Below are 20,574 nucleotides of genomic sequence, written 5' to 3'. Positions count from 1 at the left end.
CGGGTAAATTTGCGCCACGGCTATGACCGATTCATCAGCGGTAACTTGCAAATATCGGACTGAACGGCGCAGGGAGGTTAGAGCGGACATGTGGATCCGCCCAGCAGAGGGCTGGCGGATCGCTTGGGGATTTGTAAGCGGGTGATTCGCGGGGCGGTGCGCGCTCAGCGCGCAGCTTGGCGGTTTTGCGCGGCAGGGGTAGCGAGATAACGAGTAATCACTTCGACACCGCGATTGAGGTGCTGCTCGAGGAGTTTGATCGACAGTTCAGTGTCGCGATCCAGCACGGCTTGCAACATCGCCCGATGATCGTCCTGGGACAATTTGCCCAGGCCCATGGCCTCAAGGTTGAAGCGCAGAAAACGCTCCTCTTCGTTTAGCCCGTCTTCAACCAGTCGCAGTAAGCGTTGGTTGGGCGCCTTGCTGTACAGGGCCATGTGGAACAAACGGTTGAGTCGGCCGATTTCCGTGTAGTCGTGTTGCGCCTCGAGCTCTTCGATGTACCCGGCTGCGCGTGCGTGGTCGGCAGCGGTCAGCAGCGGAATCGATTGCCGCATGGCTTCGGATTCGAGCAGGATGCGCAGCTCGTAGGTTTCGGTAGCATCACCCTGAATCAATGGCGCAACCACTGCACCTTTATGCGTAGTAACGCTCAGCAGTTCTTGGGCTTCGAGCTGGCGCAACGCTTCGCGCACCGGCATGCGGCTGACACCGAAAAGGTCGGCCAGATCCTGCTGGCGCAGCGCCGTGCCACAGGGCAGACGACCGTCGAGGATTGCTGAGCGCAGGGTTTCTTCGATCACCGAACGGGCCAGATGCGCAGGAATCGGTCCATCGACTTTAATGCTATGCAGCGGTTTGGGCTTCTGTGTCACGACTACGCACCCTGTATGTCGGCCTGATTTGGATCCAAATGACACTAGTGATTGCTCTACAGGTTGTCAAACCTTGTAAAACAATGCGCTGGCAACTGAAGTTTAGCGCGCCGGCGATGATCTCATGGTGCCATTGTTTTTTCGCCGGCTAAGCTTCACCATCAAACGCTTTCCTTCCTGCCCCCCGGAATCCTGCTGTGGCGGTATGTTTCGCGATCCCCCGGACACTGCGCTGGCTAGGCTGCGCACTGCTGCTGGCCGGCGTCATGCTGGGCGGTCTGCATGCCGATTGGGATTTTTCCACGATCAGCCGCAAAGCCACGGCACTTTACGGGCCGCTGGGTGCCGGGCAACAGCGTATCGATGCCTGGCAGAATCTGTTGGCTACGCAGAAACAGGTCAGCGAGATGGAAAAGCTCAAAGTGGTGAACCTGTTCTTCAACAAACAGGTGCGCTATGTCGAAGACATCGATCTGTGGCACGAGGTCGATTACTGGGAAACGCCGATCGAGGCGCTGTGGAAGGGCGCCGGCGACTGCGAAGACTATGCGATCGCCAAGTATTTCAGCTTGCGTCACCTTGGGGTTTCCAGTGACAAGCTGCGCATTACTTATGTCAAAGCGTTGCGCCAGAACCGCGCGCATATGGTCCTGACTTACTATGCCACCCCCGATGCCATGCCTCTGGTGCTCGACAGCCTGATCGACCCGATCCAGCCGGCGTCGCAGCGAACCGATTTGCTGCCGGTCTACTCTTTTAATGCTGAAGGGTTGTACCTGCCAGGCGCCAAGGGCAACAAGAAGGTCGGAGATACCAAACGCCTGTCACGCTGGCAGGATGTGTTGAAGAAAATGCAGGCCGAAGGTTTCCCGGTCGAAACGACTAACTAGGAGCATGCGCTCAGATGTCTTTGTTCAAACAGCTGTTGATCGCTATCTGTCTGTTCCTGGTGGTCGCCTTCACCGGCAGCTTCATGGTCAGTCTGGAGAGCTCGCGCACCCAGTACGTCAACCAGTTGCGTTCCCACGCCCAGGACGCCGCGACGGCGCTGGCGTTGTCGCTGACGCCGAATATCGACGACCCCGCCATGGTCGAGTTGCTGGTCAGCTCGATTTTCGACAGCGGTTATTACGCGAGCATCCGCGTGGTCGATCTGAAGACTGACCAGACGATTGTTGAGCGCAACGGCATTCCGGCCGTCACCAATGTGCCGGACTGGTTCGTCAAGCTGATCGGGCTGGAGCCGGCCGGTGGCGACGCGCTGGTCAGCCGTGGCTGGGAGCAGGCGGCGCGGGTCGAGGTAGTCAGCCATCCGATGTTTGCTGTGGCCAAATTGTGGCAGAGCGCATTGGGTAGCCTTGGCTGGCTGCTGATCTGCGGGGCGATCAGTGCCGTGCTTGGCGCGCTGCTACTGCGTCGGCAATTGAAGCCACTGGATTACATGGTCAAGCAGTCCCACGCCATCGCCCGTCGCGAATTCCTCAGCCTGCCGGAATTGCCGCGCACACCTGAATTGCGCCGCGTGGTGCAGGCGATGAACCAGATGGTCGAGAAGCTCAAGGCGCTGTTCCAGGAGCAGGCCGAACGTAGCGAAAAACTGCGCGCCGAGTCCTATCAGGACAATCTCACCGGGCTGGCCAACCGACGTTATTTCGAGATGCAGCTGCACAACCGGGTGAGCAACCCGGAGCAGGCCAGTTCCGGTTATCTGCTGCTGTTGCGGGTCAAGGATCTGGCCGGGCTCAACCAGCGCTTGGGCGGTCAGCGCACCGATGAATTGTTGAAGGCTGTTGGCGAACAACTGTCCCGCGAATGCGCCAAATACCCGGAAACCCAGAACCTCGTCACCCGTATTCGTGGCGGTGAGTTTGCCGTGCTGGCGCCGGGGCTGGTCCGTGAGGAAGCGCTGCAACTGGCGCAGAACCTCGACAGCGCTTTGAGCAGTCTGCACGCCACCGGGGCGACCGACGTGGCTGCCGTGGCGTCGATCGGCCTGGCGCCGTTCACCCACGGTGATTCACCGCAACAAGTACTGACGCTCGGCGATCAGGCGCTGGCGCAAGCTGAAGGTCAGGGCGAGCAGAATTGGGCGTGCATCGATCAGAGCCTGACGGCGGATGTCGGCGACGATCACCATGCCTGGCATCGCTTGCTCGATCAGGCCTTGAGTCAGCAGCGTTTCGAGCTGTATTTCCAGCCAGTGGTTGCCGCTGCAGACACGCAGCTGGTGCTGCATTACAAAGTGCTCTCGCGCCTGCTCGATGATCAGGGCAAGACCATCCCGGCCGGGCGCTTCCTGCCGTGGCTGGAACGCTTCGGCTGGACTGCACGGCTTGACCGCTTGATGCTCGAACGCGTGCTGGAGCAGATGAAAGGGCACGAAGATTCGCTGGCGCTGAACTTGTCCTCGGCGACCCTGGCTGATCCGCAGGCACTGAACAAAGTCTTCGAGATTCTGCGCGCGCATTCCAACCTGGGCGAGCGCTTGACCCTGGAAATCGGCGAGGAGCAATTGCCCGAACAAGCGGTGCTGGAGCAGTTGACCCGGCGCCTGCGCGAACTCGGTTTCTCTCTGAGCCTGCAACGCTTTGGTGGTCGCTTCAGCATGATCGGCAACCTGGCGCGGCTGGGGCTGGCGTACTTGAAGATCGATGGCAGTTACATTCGTGCGATTGATCAGGAGAGTGACAAGCGTCTGTTTATCGAGGCGATCCAGCGTGCGGCGCACAGCATTGATCTGCCGCTGATTGCCGAGCGGGTCGAGACGGAAGGGGAGTTGTCGGTGATTCGCGAGATGGGCTTGTATGGGGTTCAGGGGCAGTTGTTTGGTGAGCCTCGGCCTTGGCGGTGAGATTGCAAAAGCCATCCTCACCCTAGCCCTCTCCCAGAGGGAGAGGGGACTGATCGTGGGATATTGATGTAATACGCCGACGTGAACGATTTGCGCTGAATCCATAATCGACTCGATTTCTCAGGTCGATGTATAGCGCCAGACTCCTCGGTCGACCCCTCTCGGTCAGGGAGAGGGGACTGATTGGGGGATATTCGGGAAATACGCCGACGTGAGCGATTTGCGCTGAATCCATAATCGACCCGGTTTTTCAGGTCGATGTATGACGCCAGACACCTCGGTCGGCCCCCTCTCCCTCGGGGAGAGGGCTGGGGTGAGGGTAGGCTTTTGATACCGGGTGGATCAGATCAACCCGCCCTCATCCTCATCGATCAACTGGCTCAACCCGCCCAACGCCTCACGCGCCTGGGTCCGGTCCATCAACTTGGCCTGAGCCGCCGGCGGCAGGTCGGTGACGCGGATCACGCCCTTCTGGGTCAGCACCTGAATCAGGTCGTCGAGTACCCGAATCATTTCGAAGTCGCTCTGCTTGAGCTGTTTCAGGCTGGTTTCCACCACTTCATTGGCGAACCAGGCCTGGATTTCATGGCTGTCGGCCGGCAGCGTTTCCGTGGCCTCGGCGTAGGCCGCGGCTTCCACGCGAATCAACAGACCTTGCGCATCGCGTTGCACGTAAAACATTGAGCATCCCTCAGAAATGAACCAGCGTCATGCTGTCAGCAGCATAGCCAACTGTGCGCGAGTATGCGGTGCGGCGACGCGATCGTCACCGGTCCGGTCAGCACAAACGTGACGGCCGCCCCATCGGGGCGGCCGTTTTGTTCACTATCAGCTGTTGTTGTGGTCGACCTTGATGGTCGGGTCGCTGCCGGCAATCAGGTTGTGAATGTTGGCGCTCGACCAGTTGTTGCCTTCCAGTTTGATCGTCACGTCCGGGGTTGCCGCCGCAGCGTCGCCGGAGTTGAACTTGCCCGCCGAGCTGACTTGCAGCGACGACGTGCCGTCGACCGTGGTGATCTTCAGGAAGTTGTCGATGGTGCTGCCGGTCTCGCCCTGCAGCAGATCACGCAGATCGATGCGGTCACCTTCGCTGGCCTTGAAGTCCTTGATCACGTCGTTGCCGGTGTCGCCCGCCTTCCAGACGAAGGTGTCGGCACCCGAACCACCGATGAGGATGTCATTACCCTGACCGCCGATCAGCGTGTCGTTGCCGGTGCCGCCGAGCAGGATGTCATTACCTTTGCCGCCATCGAGCAAATCGTTGCCGCCCGAGCCGAACAGGATGTCATTGCCCGCGCCGCCCAGCAGGGTGTCGTTACCATCGTGCGCGCCGGAGACATCGAACGCCTGATAGTGCTCGGTGATGTACTGGTGCACGTTGCTGGTGGTGACTTTGCTGACATCGACCCCGGTTTCTTTGGCAACGAACGCCTGCATCGCCTGATAACCCTCGCCGGCAATGCCGTTGAAGCTGACCAGATCGCCGAACAGGATGTCATTGCCGTCGCCACCGCTGACGGTGTCGTTGCCTGGCAGCGTCGCTTCGGTGTGGCCGATGATCGAGTTGGCCAGATCCTTCGGATCAATGTTGGTCTGCGGCGTTTTATCCGTATCGTACGGCTTCAGATCGTTGAGGCTGACATCGTTGTTCAGTCCGATAGCCTCGACGTTCGACAGACCGTTGAGCAAGGCAAAACCACTGGTCGAGTTGCTGGTCGTTGACGAGTTGGTGCTGTTACCGGTACCCGCCAGACTCGACAACTCATAAGTGCCGTCGCCCTGCGCGTGGATGGTGCCCAGATTAGAGCTGCTCCAGCCCCACCACGAAGTGTAGGTTTGCAGGGTCACGGTGCCGGCGCTGTTGATCGTCAACGCGTGGGTATTGTCGATGTAAGTGCTGAAGGTGTCGCCCGGCTTGTAGTTGCTGGTTTTCACCACATCGTCGAGCTTCACGTTGCCGTACAGCGTCGGGTTGGTCTGCTCGCCGCTCTGGTAGTAGGTCGGCTGGCCGTCGGTGATGAAGTACGTGAGGTTCTTCGCCCCGCTGTTGGCCACCGCGTCAGCGCTCTGGAACCAGTTGGCCGTGGTTTTGAACACGTCCTCATAGTTGGTACCGCCACCGGAGGCCATCGAGTCCAGTACCGCTTTGAGCTGGGTCAGCGCGTTCGGGTCGTTGAGGTTCACCGACACCGACTTGTTGACCTGGGTATCGAAGTCGACGAGGAAAATGTTCACCGTACCCGAATTGCTGCCGCCCAGGCTCTGCTTGAGGCTGTTGAACACCGAGGTCAGCGAGTCTTTGGCGGCGTTGAGCGACGAACTGCTCATGCTGCCGGAGCTGTCGACCATGAACGCGATGTTGTAGTTGGTGCCCGGGACCACGGTCAGGCCGCCGATGTCGGCGACGATTATGTCGTTGCCATCGGTGCCGGTGACGGTGTCGTCGCCCGACGTCGCAACCACGGCGTTGTAGACCGCCGGCACCACGCTGACCGGAATGGTCGCGGTGCTGCTGGCAGAACCGCCGACCATCTCGGTGGAGGTCGAGGTCACGGTCAGGTTGAATTGGCCGTTGTAGTACGGCGGTGGCGTTACGGTCAGGCTGCCGAGGTTCCAGCCAGTGACGTTGGCGTCGCCGCTGCTGGCAGTGACGGTGAAGGTGTGACCCGCGCCATCGCTGAGCACCGAGCCGACCGGTGCGCCGCTGATCTTCACGCTCAGGGTTTCCGAGCCGTCGGTGTCGGTCAGGGCGGTGGTGATCGCCGAGAGTTTCACCGTGGTGCCTTCGGCGCCGGTGTTGAGTTTGTAGCCGTCGTAATAGCCTTCGCCGTTGCTGCCGTGCAGATCGGAGACGGTCACGCCCGAATTGATCAGATCCTGCACGCCGGTGTAGATCGGCACGCCGGCGCTGCTCAGGTCGATCGGCGTGCTGCCATTGACCGACAGGTTGACGTCGTAGCTGCCCGGGCCGCTCTGGTTGTGGTGGTAGATGTCCAGGGTGTAGTAGCCGCTGGTGGTAGGGGTGAACGAGCCATTGATGGCGCCGCCCGCGCCCCAGGTACCCGAAGCCACACTCTTGCCGCCGATCGTGATCAACAAACTGTCATCGGCAATACCGCTGAAGGTGTAGGTTTTGCCGGCTTCCAGATAAATCAGGCCTGACGTCTTCGATGCCGTGCCCGCCGCAACGCTACCGTCGGACTGCACATTGGTCACCGAGCCGCTGGAGTTCGGTTTGCCGGCGCCGTCGATGACGTTTTTCAACGTGGTCGAATCCGCGCCATTGCCGTTGGTGCCCAGACCCGCCAAGCCGGTCCAGACTTCCTTGATCAGCCCGGTGGACTTCACGCTGTTGTCGGCCACGCTCACGGTCGGCGCGTCCGCCACTGGCGTGATGTCGATCTTCACGGTGCCGGTGTTGCCCAGCAGTTGGCCGTCGGTTGGCTGGAATTTGATCTGTGCGTAGTCCGCCTGGTTGTTGCCCAGACCGCTGCCGCCGTAACCGTTGACCCCCGACTCGTTGGCATCCGGCAGGAAGCGCAGCTTGCCCGCGTCGATGTCAGCCTTGCTGAAGGTCTGGTTGTTGGCGACGTCTTTCCAGGTCGAACCGTCCAGATACTGCAGTTTGCCTTCGCCCGGCAGCTGAGTGATTTTGATGCCGAGGCTGCTGGCCGGGCTGTCGACGTCGGTCACGCCGAAGGTCGACCAGCCGAGCACCAGCGGAGTGTCTTCGGTGCCAGTGACGTTGCTTGGCGCTGCCACCGGAGCGTCGTTGACCGCCACCACGTTGACCGTGGTGGTCGCGGTGTTGGAGTAATTGCCGCCGTCGGTCACGGTCACCGTGATGATGCGCGGCACGGTGCTCGGGTTTTCGCTGCCGTTGGTGAAGCTGATGTTCTTGATGGCCTGCATGTAGTCGGCCAGCGTCGCGTTACCGGACAGCGTCAGCGTGACGGTGCCGTTGGTGCTGTTGGCATTGATGGTGATGCCGTTGACGCTGTTGCCCAGGTTCAGCGCATCGCCGTCCTGACGGTTGGTCAGGACCACAGTGGCACCGGTGAGCATGGTGCTGTCCGGGTCAGTGATGCTGATGTCAGTGTCGGCAATCGACACACCCGCGCCCGGGGTGTTTTCGGTGAAGGTCACCTTGTAGTCGGCACCGGTGGCGCCGCTGGAGTTGTTGGCATCCAGGTCGAGCACCGGCGGCGCATCGTTGTCGATGATCGAGGTACTGACGCTGCCGTTGGTGCTGCTGACCGCGAGGTTTTCGAAGTTGCCGCCGGTGGCGGAATCGATCTTGACCACGAAGTTTTCGGTGCCTTCGGTGATCTTGTCATCGATGGTCGCGACATTGAACTGCGCGCTGCTCGCACCGGCCGGGATCTTCACGGTGTACACGCCGGTGAAGTCCGAACCGTCGGCGGCGGTGCCGCTGTAGACGATTTTCAGAGTTACTTCGGTTTGCGCCGGGTGGTTCAGGTTGACCGTGTAGCTGGCGGTCTGGCCTTCAGTCACCGAGCTGCTGCCAGTGATGCTGACGGTGGTGGTGTCGACCGTGTCGGTGACGTTGGTCACGGCTGGCGTGTTGCTGGTCACCAGATTTTCGAAGCTGCCGCCGCTGGTACCGGTGATGGTCGCCTGCAAGGTGCCGGCGTCTTTGTAGACGTCGTCAGTTGGTGCTGGAACGGTCACGGTGCCGCTGGTTTTACCCGCGTCGATGGTGATCACCGAGCCGTTGCTCAGGGTCACGGTGACTGGCGAGCCAGCGGCGTTGGTCAGCGTAGCGGTGTAAGTGATCTGACCACCTTCGGCCACGGTGCCGGTCGCGGACAGCGATAGGTTGGTGGTGTCGACGGTATCGGTGACGGTGGTCGAAACCGGCGTTTTGTCGGCCACGAGGTTCTCGTAGTTGCCGCCAGTCACATTGGTGATCGAGTTGGTCAGCGGTGCATGGCCGGTCAATGCGTCGTTAGGCGCAGTGGTGGTCGCGGTGCCCGTGGTCTGGCCGACGCCGATGGTGATGGTCTGACCGTTCGACAGGCTTACCACGACTGGCGAGCCCGTCACTGGCGCGCCGACAGTTGCGGTGTAGACGACGTTACCGCCTTCAGCGGCAGTGGCGGTCGCGGTCAGTTTCACCGTGGTGGTGTCGATGGTATCGGTAACGCTGGTGATTGCCGGCGTGGTGCTTGGCACGAGGTTTTCGAAGTTGCCACCGGTGGCGGTGCTGATCGTTGCCTGGACGGTGCCGGCGTCTTTATAGACGTCGTCAGCCGGTGCCGGAACAGTCACGGTGCCGGTGGTTTTGCCGGCCTCGATAGTGATCACGGCGCCGTTCGACAGGGTCACGGTCACAGGCGAACCTGCGGCGTTGGTCAGCGTGGCGGTGTAAACAATCGAACCGCCCTCAGCCACAGAGCCGGTCGCACTGAGCGACAGGTTGGTGGTGTCGACGGTATCGGTGACGGTGGTCGATACCGGGGTCTTGTCGGCCACCAGATTCTCGTAGTTGCCGCCGGTCACGTTGGTGATCGAGTTGGTCAGTGGTGCGTGGCCAGTCAGTGCGTCGTTTGGCGCGGTAGTGGTCGCGGTGCCAGTGGTCTGGCCGACGCCGATGGTAATGGTCTGACCGTTGGCCAGCGTTACAACCACAGGCGAACCGGTCACCGGAGTACCGACGGTCGCGGTGTAGACGACGTTGCCGCCTTCCGTCGCTGTGCCGGTAGCTGTCAGTTTCACAGTGGTGGTGTCGATGGTATCGGTAACGCTAGTGATGGCCGGTGTTGTGCTCGGCACCAGGTTTTCGAAGCTGCCACCAGTGGCGTTGCTGATCGTCGCCTGTACGGTGCCGGCATCTTTGTAGACGTCGTCGGCCGGGGCTGGAACGGTCACGGTGCCGGTGGTTTTGCCGGCGTCGATGGTGATCACGGCGCCGTTCGACAGCGTCACGGTCACTGGCGAACCAGCCGCATTGGTCAGGGTCGCGGTGTAAACAATCGAACCACCTTCAGCGACCGAATTGGTAGCGCTGAGCGACAGATTGGTCGTGTCGACAGTGTCGGTCACGTTGGTCGATACCGGGGTTTTGTCGGCCACGAGGTTTTCGTAGTTGCCGCCAGTCACAATGGTAATCGAGTTGGTCAGCGGCGCATGACCAGTCAGTGCGTCGTTTGGCGCCGTGGTGGTCGCGGTGCCGATGGTCTGTCCTACGCCGATGGTGATGGTCTGACCGTTGGCCAGGGTCACCACAACTGGTGAACCAGTGACCGGAGCACCAACAGTAGCGGTGTACGTGACGTTGCCACCCTCAGATGTCGACTCTGTTGCTGTCAGTTTGACAGTGGTGGTGTCGATCGTGTCGGTAACGCTCGTCACGGCCGGCGTGGTACTCGGCACCAGGTTTTCGAAGTTGCCACCGGTGGCGGTGCTGATGGTTGCTTGTACGGTGCCGGCATCTTTGTAGACGTCGTCAGCAGGAGCTGGAACGGTCACGGTGCCGGTGGTTTTGCCGGCGTCGATGGTGATCACGGCGCCGTTCGACAGCGTCACGGTCACTGGCGAACCAGCCGCGTTGGTCAGCGTTGCGGTGTAAACAATCGAACCACCTTCAGCGACCGAATTGGTAGCGCTGAGCGACAGATTGGTCGTGTCGACAGTGTCGGTCACGTTGGTCGATACCGGGGTTTTGTCGGCCACGAGGTTTTCGTAGTTACCGCCGCTGACGTCGGTGATCGCGTTGGTTAGCGGTGCGTGACCGGTCAATACGTCGTTTGGTGCGGTAGTGGTTGCGGTGCCAGTGGTCTGGCCGACTCCAATGGTGATGGTCTGACCGTTCGACAGGGTTACCACGACTGGCGAACCGGTTACTGGTGCACCGACGGTTGCGGTGTAGACGACATTGCCGCCCTCTGCCGCAGTAGCCGTTGCCGTCAGTTTCACAGTGGTGGTGTCGATGGTATCGGTAACGCTGGTGATAGCCGGAGTCGTGCTTGGCACCAGGTTTTCGAAGTTGCCACCGGTAGCGGTGGAGATTGTCGCCTCAACCTTGCCGGCGTCTTTGTAGACGTCGTCAGCAGGAGCTGGAACGGTCACGGTGCCGGTGGTTTTGCCGGCGTCGATTGTGATCACGGCGCCGTTGCTCAGCGTCACGGTCACTGGCGAGCCGGCAGCGTTGGTCAGCGTTGCGGTGTAAACAATCGAGCCACCCTCGGCCACGCTACCGGTCGCGCTCAGCGACAGGTTGGTGGTGTCGACAGTGTCGGTGACATTGGTCGAAACCGGGGTCTTGTCGGCCACCAGGTTCTCGAAGTTGCCACCTGTTACTTCAGTGATCGAGTTGGCCAGCGGTGCGTGGCCAGTCAATGCGTCGTTTGGCGCCGTGGTGGTCGCGGTACCGGTGGTCTGGCCTACGCCGATGGTGATCGTCTGACCGTTGGCCAGGGTAACGACAACCGGCGAGCCGGTGACTGGTGCGCCGACAGTCGCGGTGTAGGTGACGTTGCCACCTTCAGCTGCCGACTCTGTCGCCGTCAGTTTCACAGTGGTGGTGTCGATGGTGTCGGTGACGTTGGTCACTGCCGGTACGGTGCTAGGCACCAGGTTCTCGAAGTTGCCGCCCGTTGCAGTCGAGATCGTCGCTTCAACCTTGCCGGCGTCTTTGTAGACATCATCGGCTGGCGCTGGAACGGACACGGTGCCAGTGGTTTTGCCGGCGTCGATGGTAATCACCGCGCCGTTCGACAGGGTCACGGTGACTGGCGAGCCGGCAGTGTTGGTCAATGTCGCGGTGTAGATGATCGAGCCGCCCTCAGCCACAGAACCGGTCGCAGTCAGCGACAGGTTGGTGGTGTCGACGGTGTCGGTCACGGTGGTGCTGACCGGTGTTTTGTCGGCCACGAGATTTTCGTAGTTGCCGCCAGTGACACCCGTGATCGAGTTGGTCAGCGGCGCTTGGCCGGTCAGCGCATCGTTCGGTGCGGTGAAGGTTACGGTGCCGGTGGTTTTGCCGACTTCGATGGTGATGTTCTGGCCGTTTGCCAGGGTCACGACCACCGGCGAACCGGTCACCGGCGCGCCGACAGTGGCGGTGTAAGTGACGGTGCCGCCTTCAGCTACCGACGTATCAGCCGTGAGTTGGACGGTTGAGGTGTCGATGGTATCGGTGACTTCGGTCACAGCCGGAACAGTGCTCGGCACCAGATTTTCGAAATTGCCGCCCGTTGCAGTCGAGATCGTCGCTTCAACCTTGCCGGCGTCTTTGTAGACATCATCGGCTGGTGCTGGAACGGACACGGTGCCAGTGGTTTTGCCGGCGTCGATGGTAATCACCGCGCCGTTCGACAGGGTCACGGTGACTGGCGAGCCGGCAGCGTTGGTCAATGTCGCGGTGTAGATGATCGAGCCGCCCTCAGCCACAGAACCGGTCGCAGTCAGCGACAGGTTGGTGGTGTCGACGGTGTCAGTGACCGTGGTCGAAACCGGGGTCTTGTCGGCCACCAGATTCTCGTAATTGCCACCGCTGACCTCAGTGATCGCATTGGTGATCGGCGCGTGGCCGGTCAATGCATCGTTCGGCGCGGTGGTGGTCGCGGTGCCGGTGGTCTGGCCGACGCCGATGGTGATGGTCTGACCGTTGGCCAGGGTCACAACCACAGGCGAACCGGTCACCGGCGCGCCGACAGTGGCGGTGTAGACGACATTACCGCCTTCAGCCGCCGACTCGGTGGCGGTCAGTTTGACGGTGGTGGTGTCGATGGTGTCGGTGACTTCGGTCACAGCCGGAACATTGCTCGGCACCAGATTTTCGAAGTTGCCACCGGTGGCAGTCGAAATCGTCGCTTCAACTTTGCCCGCGTCTTTGTATACGTCGTCAGCCGGTGCTGGAACGGTCACGGTGCCAGTGGTTTTACCAGCCTCGATAGTGATCACGGCGCCGTTGGACAGGGTCACGGTGACTGGTGAGCCTGCGGCGTTGGTCAAGGTTGCGGTGTAAACGATCGAACCGCCTTCGGTGACGGAACCGGTCGCGCTGAGCGACAGGTTGGTGGTGTCGACGGTGTCGGTGACATTGGTCGAAACCGGCGTTTTGTCAGCCACCAGATTTTCGAAGTTGCCGCCGCTTACCTCAGTGATCGCATTGGTGATCGGCGCGTGGCCGGTCAATGCATCGTTCGGCGCGGTGGTGGTCGCGGTGCCGGTGGTCTGGCCGACGCCGATGGTAATGGTCTGACCGTTGGCCAGTGTCACAACCACAGGCGAACCGGTGACTGGCGCGCCGACGGTAGCAGTGTAGGTAACGGTACCGCCCTCAGCCGCCGACTCGGTCGCGGTGAGTTTGACGGCGGTGGTATCGATGGTGTCGGTGACGTTGGTCACGGCCGGCACGGTGCTCGGAACGAGGTTCTCGAAGTTACCGCCTGTTGCATCCTTGATCGTCACTTCGACCTTGCCGGCGTCTTTGTAGACGTCATCGGCAGGCGCAGGAACAGTCACGGTGCCGGTGGTTTTGCCCGCTTCGATGGTGATCACCGAACCGTTCGACAGCGTCACGGTTACCGGGGTGCCGGCCGGGTTGGTCAGCGTCGCGGTGTAAACGATCGACCCGCCTTCAGCCACCGAATCGGTCGCGGTCAGATTCAGGTTGGTGGTGTCGGTGGTGTCCGAAACCGCGGTGTCGGCGGACTTGCCGTCGACTGCCAGTTTTTCGTAGTTGCCGCCAGTGGCGCCGTCGATGGTCACGCTCAGCGAGCTGCCGCCGGCCAATGGGCTGTTCGGCGCAACGAAGTTCACCGAGCCGGTGGTTTCACCGACGGCAATGGTGATGGTCTGGCCGTTGGACAGGGTCACGACAACCGGTGAACCCGTCACGGGTGCGGTCACGGTCGCGGTGTAGACCACGGTTTCGCCTTCGGCGACGTTCGCCGTGGCGGTCAGCGACACGGTGGAGGTGTCGATGGTGTCGTTGACGGTGGTGACCGCCGGGGCGGTATTGGTGACCAGGTTTTCGAAGTCGCCACCGGTCGCGCCTTTGATGGTCGCTTCAACGGTGCCGGCATCTTTGTAGACGTCATCTTTCGGCGCATCGACGGTGACGGTGCCGGTGGTTTTGCCGGCGTCGATGGTGATCACGGCACCGTTCGACAGAGTCACGGTGACCGGCGAGCCAGCGGCATTGGTCAGGGTCGCGGTGTAGGTGATCTGGCCGCCTTCATCCACAGAACCGGTGGCGCTCAGCGACAGGTTGGTGGTGTCGACAGTATCGGTGACGGTGGTGCTGACCGGAGTTTTATCGGCCACGAGGTTTTCGTAATTGCCGCCGGAAACGTCAGTGATCGCGTTGGTCAGCGGAGCGTGGCCAGTGAGCGCATCGTTTGGCGCGGTAGTGGTCACGGTGCCGGTGGTTTTACCCACTTCGATGGTGATGTTCTGACCGTTGGCCAAGGTCACCACAACTGGCGAGCCAGTGACTGGCGCACCGACCGTGGCGGTGTAGGTGACGGTGCCACCTTCAGCCGCCGACTCGGTGGCGGTCAGTTTGACCGTCGAAGTGTCGATGGTGTCAGAGACGTCGGTAACGGCTGGGTTGGTGCTCGGAACGAGGTTCTCGAAGTTGCCGCCAGTGGCGTCCTTGATCGTGACTTCAACTTTGCCGGCGTCTTTATAGACGTCATCGGCGGGCGCAGCGACGGTGACGGTGCCAGTGGTTTTACCCGCCTCAATGGTGATCACGGCGCCGTTGGACAGGGTCACGGTGACTGGCGTGCCGGCCGGATTGGTCAGTGTTGCGGTGTAAACGATCGAACCGCCTTCGGCCACGGTGTCGGTCGCAGTCAGCGACAGGTTGGTGGTGTCGACAGTGTCAGTAACAGTGGTCGAAACCGGAGTCTTGTCGGCAACCAGATTCTCGTAGTTACCGCCGCTTACGTCAGTGATCGCATTGGTCAGCGGGGTGTGGCCGTTCAACGCATCGTTCGGCGCAGTGGTGGTCACGGTGCCGATGGTTTTGCCGATTTCGATGGTGATGTTCTGGCCGTTGGCCAAGGTCACGACGACCGGCGAACCGGTGACTGGAGCGCCTACGGTGGCGGTGTAAGTAACGGTGCCACCTTCAGCCGCTGACTCGGTGGCGGTCAGTTTGACGGTGGTAGTGTCGACGGTATCAGTGACTTCGGTCACGGCCGGGACAGTGCTTGGTACCAGATTCTCGAAGTCGCCGCCGGTGGCGTCCTTGATGGTGACTTCGACTTTGCCGGCGTCTTTGTAGACGTCATCGGCTGGCGCAGCGACAGTCACGGTGCCGGTGGTTTTACCGGCCTCGATGGTAATGACCGAGCCGTTCGACAGGTTCACAGTCACTGGCGAGCCAGCCGGGTTGGTCAGCGTCGCGGTGTAGATGATCGAACCGCCCTCGGCGACCGAGTTGGTGGCGCTGAGCGACAGGTCAGTGGTGTCGACGGTGTCAGTGACCGAAGTCGAAACCGGGGTCTTGTCGGCCACCAGGTTTTCGTAGTTACCGCCGCTTACACCCGTAATCGAATTACCCAGCGACGCTTGACCGGTCAACGCATCGTTCGGCGCGGTGAAGGTCACAGTGCCGGTGGTCTTGCCGACTTCGATGGTAATGCTCTGACCATTGGCCAGGGTCACGACCACAGGCGAACCGGTCACCGGAGCGCCAACAGTGGCGGTGTAGGTGACGGTGCCGCCTTCAGCGACCGTGGTGTCGGCCGTCAGCTTCACGGTCGAGGTGTCGATGGTGTCAGTGACTTCGGTCACGGCTGGCGTGGTGCTTGGCACCAGGTTCTCGAAGTTGCCACCGGTGGCGTCCTTGATGGTGACTTCGACCTTGCCGGCGTCTTTGTAGACATCATCGGCAGGCGCCGCAACGGTCACGGTGCCGGTAGTTTTGCCCGCTTCGATGGTGATCACCGAGCCGTTGCTCAGGGTCACAGTGACTGGCGTGCCGGCCGGATTGGTCAGGGTCGCGGTGTAAACAATTGAACCCCCTTCAGCCACGGTGCCCGTCGCGCTCAGCGTCAGGTCGGTGGTGTCAGTGGTGTCGGTGACGGTGGTGCTGACCGGGGTTTTGTCGGCCACGAGGTTTTCGTAATTGCCGCCGGAAACGTTGGTGATCGAGTTGGTCAGCGGAGCTTGGCCAGTCAGCGCATCGTTTGGCGCGGTGGTGGTCACGGTGCCGCTGGTTTTGCCGACCTCGATGGTGATGTTCTGGCCGTTGGCCAGAGTCACTACAACCGGAGAACCCGTCACTGGAGCACCGACAGTGGCGGTGTAGGTGACGGTGCCACCTTCAGCGGCAGTCTCGGTGGCGGTCAGTTTGACCGTAGAGGTATCAACGGTATCGGTCACGTCGGTGACGGCAGGAACGGTGCTTGGCACCAGGTTCTCGAAGTTGCCGCCGGTAGCATCCTTGATAGTGACTTCGACCTTGCCGGCGTCTTTGTAGACGTCATCAGCTGGCGCTGGAACGGTCACGGTGCCAGTGGTTTTGCCGGCCTCGATGGTGATCACCGAGCCGTTGCTCAGGGTCACAGTGACTGGCGTGCCAGCCGGGTTGGTCAGGGTCGCGGTGTAAACAATCGAACCGCCTTCAGCCACGGTGCCAGTCGCAGTGAGCGACAGGTTGGTGGTGTCGACAGTGTCAGTAACAGTGGTCGAAACCGGGGTCTTGTCGGCAACGAGGTTCTCGTAGTTACCACCGCTCACGTCAGTAATCACGTTGGTCAGGGGCGTGTGGCCAGTCAGCGCATCGTTAGGTGCGGTGGTGGTCACGGTGCCGGTGGTTTTGCCGACTTCAATGGTGATGTTCTGGCCGTTGGCGAGAGTCACGACCACCGGCGAACCGGTCACCGGTGCGCCAACAGTGGCGGTGTAAGTGACGGTGCCACCTTCAGCGGCAGTCTCGGTGGCGGTCAGTTTGACCGTCGAGGTGTCGATGGTATCGGTTACGTCAGTGACAGCCGGAACGGTGCTTGGCACCAGGTTCTCGAAGTTGCCGCCAGTCGCGTCCTTGATCGTGACTTCGACTTTGCCGGCGTCTTTGTAGACGTCATCGGCGGGCGCCGGGACGGTCACGGTGCCAGTGGTTTTGCCAGCCTCGATGGTGATCACCGAACCGTTCGACAGGGTAACGGTGACAGGCGAGCCTGCGGCGTTGGTCAGGGTCGCGGTGTAGCTGATCTGGCCACCTTCAGCCACGGTGCCCGTCGCGCTCAGCGTCAGGTCGGTGGTGTCAGTGGTGTCGGTGACGGTGGTGCTGACCGGGGTTTTGTCGGCAACGAGGTCTTCGTAATTGCCGCCGCTCACGCCCGTGATCGCATTGGTAATCGGCGCGTGGCCGGTCAACGCATCGTTCGGTGCAATGGTCGTCACGGTGCCGGTGGTTTTGCCGACTTCAATGGTGATGTTTTGACCATTGGCCAAGCTCACGACAACAGGCGAGCCGGTCACTGGGGCGCCGACAGTGGCGGTATAGGTGACGGTGCCACCTTCAGCGGCCGTCTCGGTGGCGGTCAGTTTCACCGTCGAGGTATCAACGGTATCGGTCACGTCGGTGACGGCAGGAACGGTGCTCGGCACCAGGTTTTCGAAGTTGCCGCCAGTCGCGTCCTTGATGGTGACTTCGACTTTGCCAGCGTCTTTATAGACGTCATCGGCGGGCGCCGGAACGGTCACGGTGCCAGTGGTTTTACCCGCCTCGATGGTGATCACCGAACCGTTCGACAGGGTAACGGTGACAGGCGAACCTGCGGCGTTGGTCAGGGTCGCGGTGTAGGTGATCTGGCCACCTTCAGCCACGGTGCCCGTCGCGCTCAGCGTCAGGTCGGTGGTGTCAGTGGTGTCGGTGACGGTGGTGCTGACCGGGGTTTTGTCGGCAACGAGGTCTTCGTAATTGCCGCCGCTCACGCCCGTGATCGCATTGGTAATCGGCGCGTGGCCGGTCAACGCATCGTTCGGTGCAATGGTCGTCAAGGTGCCGGTGGTTTTGCCGACTTCAATGGTGATGTTCTGACCATTGGCCAAGGTCACGACAACAGGCGAACCGGTCACCGGCGCGCCGACAGTGGCGGTGTAAGTGACGGTGCCGCCTTCAGCGACCGAGGTGTCAGCCGTCAGCTTTACGGTCGACGTGTCGATGGTATCAGTGACGTCGGTCACGGCTGGCGTGGTGCTCGGGACCAGGTTCTCGAAATTACCGCCAGACACATCCTTGATGGTGACTTCGACTTTGCCGGCGTCTTTGTAAACGTCATCAGATGGCGCTGGAACGGTCACGGTGCCAGTGGTTTTACCCGCTTCGATGGTGATCACCGAGCCATTCGACAGGGTCACGGTGACTGGCGTGCCGGCCGGATTGGTCAGCGTCGCGGTGTAAACGATCGAACCACCCTCGGCCACGGAACCGGTGGCGCTCAGCGACAGGTCGGTGGTGTCGGCGACATCGGTAACAGTGGTCGATACCGGGGTCTTGTCGGCAACCAGATCTTCGTAATTACCACCGGAAACACCGGTGATCGAGTTGGTCAGCGGCGCATTGCCGGTCAACGCATCGTTAGGGGTGGTGGTGGTCACGGTGCCGCTGGTTTTGCCGACTTCGATGGTGATGTTCTGACCGTTGGCCAGGGTCACGATCACTGGCGAGCCAGTCACCGGCGCACCGACGGTGGCGGTGTAAGTGACGGTGCCACCTTCAGCCACCGAGGTGTCAGCCGTCAGTTTCACGGTCGACGTGTCGATGGTGTCGGTCACTTCGGTCACGGCTGGAACGGTGCTAGGCACCAGATTCTCGAAGTTGCCGCCAGTTGCATCCTTGATGGTGACTTCGACTTTGCCTGAGTCTTTATAGACATCATCGGCCGGCGCCGGAACGGTCACGGTGCCAGTGGTTTTGCCAGCCTCGATGGTGATCACCGAGCCATTGCTCAGGGTCACGGTTACCGGTGTGCCGGCAGGGTTGGTCAGGGTCGCGGTGTAAACAATCGAACCACCTTCGGCCACGGTCCCGGTTGCCGTCAGCGACAGGTTGGTGTCGTCGATCGAGTCGGTAATGGTGGTGGTCGCTGGCGTCGTGTTCGGCACCAGATTTTCGAAATTGCCACCGGTAGCACCGGTGATGGTGGTGCTGACGGTGCTGCCATTGTTGTAAACGTCGTTGGCCGCAGTCGGCACGTTGACGGTGCCAGTGGTCTGGCCGGCGTCAATGGTGATGGTCGAGCCGTTCGACAGGGTGATCGTCACCGGAGTCTGCGCAGCATTGGTCAGCGTCGCGGTGTAAGTGATCTGGCCGCCTTCGACGACCGTACCGGTGGCGGTAAGGCTCACGCTGGTGGTGTCGATCGAGTCGGTAACGGTGGTGGTCGCAGGCGTGGTGTTCGGCACCAGGCTTTCGAAGTTGCCGCCGGTAGCGCCAGTAATGGTGGTGCTGACGGTGCCGCCATTGTTGTAGACGTCATTGGCCGCAGTCGGCACGTTGACGGTGCCGGTGGTCTGCCCAGCCTCAATGGTGATGGTCGAACCGTTCGACAGGGTGACAGTCACCGGGGTTTGCGCCGGGTTGGTCAGGGTCGCGGTGTAAGTGATCTGGCCACCCTCGACCACAGTGCCGGTGGCGGTCAGGGTCAGGTTGGTGGTGTCGATCGAATCGGTGATGGTGGTCACCGCTGGCGTCGGGTTCGGCACCAGGTTTTCGAAGTTACCGCCGCTGGCACCGGTAATCGTCGTGGTGACGGTGCTGCCATTGTTATAGACGTCGTTGGCCGGGGTCGGCACGTTGACCGTGCCGGTGGTCTGGCCGGCGCCGATGGTGATGGTCGAGCCGTTCGACAGGGTGACGGTCACCGGGGTTTGCGCCGGGTTGGTCAGGGTCGCGGTGTAAGTGATCTGCCCGCCTTCGGTGACACTCGGCCCGGCCGTCAGGGTGACGGTGGTGGTGTCGATGGTGTCAGTGACCTGGGTTGTGGCCGGAGTGGTCGGCGGGGTCACGGTGATGCCATTGCCGCCGGTGGTGCCGGTGACGGTCACGTCGATCTGGGTCGGGTCGTTGTAAACGGTGTCGTTCGGCGCCAGCGGCACATTGACGGTGCCAGTGGTTGCGCCTGCCGGAATCACAATCACCGCGCCGTTGGACAGGGTGATGGTCAGGTCGGTCAGCGGCGCCTGGGTCAGGGTCGCGGTGTACACCAGCACGCCGCCGGCTTCGGTGATGGACGGCGTGGCGCTGAGGCTCAGGGTCGAATCACGCAAGGCGTTGGTGGTGGTGTCGGTGGTCTGGCCGCCGGTGATGTTTTGCGCGGCTTGTCCGCCAGCGTTGATGCCTGCAGTCGGGAAACCAATGGTCGGGTCAACGCGGCCAGCGGTGGCGTCGAGCATGACGAAGCTGTGACCACCACCGGCGGCACCGCCCGTGCCTGCGGCACTCGGGCCGGCAGCAGTGGCGTCCAGCGCGGTGGTCGGGTCGACACCGGCGGCGATGGCTTGCTGCAGTTCGGCTACCGACGGCGCTGCCTGCGCAGTGGCCTCGGCCAGGTCAGTGCTGGAGTCAGGCGCGTTGGCGCTCCACTGGGTTTCTCGGCCCAGATCGAGGGTGCGGCCATCAGCCAACTCAAGCGACACGGCGCCGGAGAGGCCGGTGTCGATCTGGTCACCCACGAACAGGCGATCGCCTTCAACGAGTACGCGACGTACACCCTCAGGGGAGACTACAAATACCTGACCGACAATGCTTTTGACGATGGCAACAACACTGCTCATTGAAGACTCTCCGGGGGTGTCACGTTCAGTTGACTTCCATAGACCTGATGGCTTTTGGCGCCGACTCAGTCTGGACGTACT

At 61.4% G+C, this 20,574-nt stretch carries 5 protein-coding genes; 2 read left to right on the top strand and 3 right to left on the bottom strand.

Annotation, left to right across the window (positions count from 1 at the left end; all coding sequences use genetic code 11):
* Nucleotides 1-164: 164 nt before the first annotated feature.
* Complete coding sequence (locus CKW14_RS28580) at nucleotides 165-875, bottom strand: GntR family transcriptional regulator (protein ID WP_095126616.1); 711 nt, start codon at nucleotides 873-875, stop codon at nucleotides 165-167.
* 197 nt (nucleotides 876-1,072) lie between these two features.
* On the opposite strand from CKW14_RS28580, the gene lapG reads away from it, so the two are divergent.
* Nucleotides 1,073-1,765: a cysteine protease LapG gene (gene lapG, locus CKW14_RS28575; RefSeq protein ID WP_038369141.1), complete on the top strand. Its 693-nt coding sequence runs from the start codon at nucleotides 1,073-1,075 to the stop codon at nucleotides 1,763-1,765.
* Between the two features lie 14 nt (nucleotides 1,766-1,779).
* A complete protein-coding gene (lapD, locus tag CKW14_RS28570; RefSeq protein WP_095051123.1) occupies nucleotides 1,780-3,726 on the top strand; it encodes a cyclic di-GMP receptor LapD in 1,947 nt (648 codons plus the stop codon).
* Between the two features lie 342 nt (nucleotides 3,727-4,068).
* On the opposite strand, the gene CKW14_RS28565 is transcribed toward lapD, so the two are convergent.
* Nucleotides 4,069-4,407 carry a hypothetical protein gene (locus CKW14_RS28565; protein WP_007918987.1) on the bottom strand — a complete coding sequence of 113 codons (339 nt, stop codon included), beginning with the start codon at nucleotides 4,405-4,407 and terminating at the stop codon, nucleotides 4,069-4,071.
* A gap of 147 nt (nucleotides 4,408-4,554) precedes the next feature.
* Entirely contained in the window at nucleotides 4,555-20,493 is a 15,939-nt protein-coding gene (locus CKW14_RS28560; RefSeq protein ID WP_095126615.1) for a LapA family giant adhesin, read from the bottom strand.
* Nucleotides 20,494-20,574 lie beyond the last annotated feature (81 nt).

Source organism: Pseudomonas sp. Irchel s3a12 (genome assembly GCF_900187485.1).
GTDB classification, from domain to species: Bacteria; Pseudomonadota; Gammaproteobacteria; order Pseudomonadales; family Pseudomonadaceae; genus Aquipseudomonas; species Aquipseudomonas neuropathica.
The sequence above is the reverse complement of the archived record's forward strand: the minus strand, read 5'-3'. Positions and strand labels throughout refer to the sequence as shown.